Source organism: Clostridium sp. DSM 8431 (genome assembly GCF_900116755.1).
Lineage (GTDB): Bacteria > Bacillota > Clostridia > Clostridiales > Clostridiaceae > Clostridium.
In genome coordinates this window covers 1-3350 of sequence record NZ_FPBY01000252.1, presented here as the reverse complement: position 1 = coordinate 3350, position 3350 = coordinate 1, and the positions used below count along the sequence as shown (strand labels likewise).

The 3350-nt window shown below is 27.9% G+C and carries 3 protein-coding genes; all 3 read left to right on the top strand.

Translation table 11 applies throughout. The features are described 5' to 3' along the window. Positions 1–259: 259 nt before the first annotated feature. The 3 genes from BM384_RS16295 to BM384_RS16285 all read left to right on the top strand — a co-directional run bounded on the left by BM384_RS16295 (position 260) and on the right by BM384_RS16285 (position 3164). The gene (locus BM384_RS16295; RefSeq protein WP_090015209.1) at positions 260–1174 is read left to right on the top strand and encodes a DUF4003 family protein; all 915 of its coding nucleotides are present in this window, start codon (positions 260–262) and stop codon (positions 1172–1174) included. Between the two features lie 18 nt (positions 1175–1192). Continuing rightward, on the top strand, positions 1193–1609 hold the full coding sequence (locus BM384_RS16290) for a HutP family protein (protein WP_090015207.1): 417 nt from the start codon (positions 1193–1195) through the stop codon (positions 1607–1609). 358 nt (positions 1610–1967) lie between these two features. Further along, complete coding sequence (locus BM384_RS16285) at positions 1968–3164, top strand: acetate/propionate family kinase (RefSeq protein WP_090015205.1); 1197 nt, start codon at positions 1968–1970, stop codon at positions 3162–3164. The last annotated feature ends 186 nt before the right edge of the window (positions 3165–3350 follow it).

Genomic DNA, 3350 nt, shown 5'->3' with positions numbered 1-3350 from the left:
AGAACATCCTTATATAAATACGAACTTTAAAGGACGTCCACCTATATTTGAATAGCTTGTTTTATTTATCACTCTATTTAGTAATTGAGCCTTGCATAAATACTAAAAGGATTATATATCTATATGATGAAAGGATACGTATTCTTATAATAACATCCTATAATTAACCAAAACTGGTTTGTAGTAGTATCAAAAGAGTATTTATTAATTATAAATTTGTGGTATTATTAAAGTAAAAAGAAATTTAAAGGATGATGATATGGATATTGAGCTGAAAAGTAAAGTTGATATTTTTAACGAAACTTATAAAGAGGTTAGAAAATCTTTTTTTCTTGATGGAAAAAAATTAAATACTATTAAGGCATTATCTTCAGTATTTGAAGGTAGTTACTTAGATAGGGATAAGATAATTGAAATTAGAAAGTATATCTATAAAGCAAAGTTAAATTTATTCGCTATTAAATATAGTAAGTTTATATCACAATTTTTATGTGAGGATAAGGACTATAAAAAATATTTTAAAACTTCAAAATATATATATGAACACCTTAGAATGGCTGGGTTTGGCAAAAATAAGATAACATTAGCAATTTCTATGCTTCTTTCAAAAAGATACAATGAAGATAAGCTAAATGATTTTCTTGAAAAAATAGCTGATCTTAAAAAAGAAATAAAATTAAGTAGAGATGACTATTATATTCTTCTACTTTTAGCTAAAGGTGATGCAAAAAAAATAAAGTGTGAATTAAATGATATAAAGAAAGCAATTCAAGCTGTTGATGGCTATGGAGATAAAGTAAGTACTCTTTTAGCCTTATCTTTATTGGTAGGGGATGAAGATATAAATACTAAGGTTGAAAATGCATTCTTTTTAATTTGTAATATAAAGGGAGAAATAGGGAAGGTCTCAGAAAATAGCTTTATATTTATTGGACTTGCTTCTTTAATAATAGAGGACTCAGAGTTATTTTCTAAAGAACTTAAGGAAGTTTATTCTTTATTAGTTAAAAGCAATAGGAGTTTTAATAAAGATAGATTGGTTCTTTTAAGTCTTTCTATACTTATAGGAAGATATATAGAAGAAGCAGAGGCAGGAGTCACTAACAGTAAAGTTGATAATAAGTATTTGAAAATAATACAAGATTATATTATTTTTTCACTATACTTCAATTAATGGAAAGAGGTAATGTTTATGACAAAAGAAACTAGTGTATATGTAGCTAAAATTGCAACTAAAATGGCAATAAGCAGCAGGGAAGAAGAAGAATTTTTAAAGAAAGAATATGCATCTTCAGAGGCAAAGGTAACTGCTGTTAATATTGGTGGAAACATAAATGATTCTATACATATAATTTTAGAAAGGGCATTAGTGGCATCTAAAAGAAATGGGCTTATAAGAGAAGAACATCTTCATGAAGGTGCTGTAATTGGAGCAACTAGAGATGCATTAATGCAAGTTTGCAACAGAGCCAATGGACAAAATGTAGGGGGAAAGGTTGGAATAGCTCGAATGGGTGAGCATATTTCAGTATGTATATTTTTAAGTATAGGACTTTTACATTTAGATGAAATTGTTATTGGTATAGGACATAGAGCATTACCTATGTAGCTTTTGTATATAAAAGTTTTCATCCTAAAATCTTTGAAATTTAAGGTTTTAGGATGTTTTTTTTATATATCTGAAAATATAAAATTTATTCATGAGTCGTTTTTTGTCATAAGTATGTAATATTAAAGAATTTACATAAGCTTTATTTTAGTGTTATAATAAAAAAGGTGAAAAAGGTATTGACTATAACTTTAAATCTAATTAATATAAATTGTAGACAGCAATAAATGATAATTATTTTGTAAACATTTATAAAAAGTGAATTCTTTTTACATAAAGAGGATAATAATAAAAATAGTTATATTTTTTTATAAGCAAATAATACATTTAAGTAATACTAAATTTGGAGGAATATACAGTGAAAATATTAGTTATTAATTGTGGAAGTTCATCATTAAAATATCAACTTATAGATATGACTAATGAAGAAGCTTTAGCTCAAGGATTAGTTGAAAGAATAGGAATAGAAGGATCTATTTTAACTCAAAAGGTTCCTGGAAAAGATAAGTATATTATAGAAGTACTAATGAAAGATCATACAGATGCAATAACTCATGTTATTAATGCATTAACAGATGAAACTCATGGTGTAATTAAGTCTATGGATGAAATATCAGCAGTAGGACACAGAATAGTTCACGGTGGAGAAAAATATGCAGATTCAGTAGTTATAGATGAAGAAGTTAAAAAGTCTATAAGAGATTGCTACGAATTAGCTCCATTACACAACCCAGCTAACATGATAGGAATAGAAGCATGTGAAAAAATAATGCCAAATGTACCAATGGTAGCAGTTTTTGATACAGCATTCCATCAAACAATGCCAAAGGAAGTATATACTTACCCATTACCATATGAATTATATGAAAAACATGGAGTAAGAAAATATGGTTTCCATGGTACTTCTCATATGTTCGTTGCTAATGAAGGTGCAAAAGCAATAAACAGAGATGTTAAAGACTTAAAGATAATCACTTGCCACTTAGGAAATGGTGCATCTATAACAGCTGTTAAAGATGGAAAATCATTAGATACTACAATGGGCTTCACTCCACTTGAAGGTATAATGATGGGAACAAGATGTGGAAGCATTGACCCTGCAGTAGGAACTTTCTTAATTAGAGAATTAGGATACACAGCTGAAGAAGTTGATACTTTATTCAACAAGAAATCAGGAATAACTGGTGTATACGGTGGAAGTTCAGACTTTAGAGATTTACAAAAAGCTGCTTTTGAAGATAATGATGAAAGAGCACTTTTAGCATTAAACATGTACAGCAACAGAATCAAAAAAGAAATCGGTGCATTAATAGCTGAAATGGGTGGAGTTGACTTAATAGTCTTCACTGCTGGAGTAGGTGAAAATGTTGCTAGAATAAGAAAGAACTCTTTATCAGGTCTTGAATTCTTAGGAATTAAGATAGATGATGAAAAGAATAACGTATTTAGCCAATTAAAAGAAATATCAGCTGACGATTCAAAAGTTAAGGTATTTATAGTTCCAACTAACGAAGAACTTGTAATAGCTAGAGACACATTAAGATTAGTAAAATAATTGTTGTATAATAAATCTATATTAACTGGTAGAAAACTTATGTCTTCTACCAGTTTTTCTTATGTTATAATATAAAATTATAATGATATTTAGGAGGAATACTTTAGTTAATGAAAATATAGATAAATATGTTTAAGAATGTCAATATGTACTCAAGAAATGATATTAATGAATAAACACATAAAT

Coding starts and splice junctions, on each gene's coding strand:
- BM384_RS16290 (WP_090015207.1), top strand. CDS start 1,193: ATGACAAAAGAAACTAGTGTATATGTAGCTAAAATTGCAACTAAAATG.
- BM384_RS16295 (WP_090015209.1), top strand. CDS start 260: ATGGATATTGAGCTGAAAAGTAAAGTTGATATTTTTAACGAAACTTAT.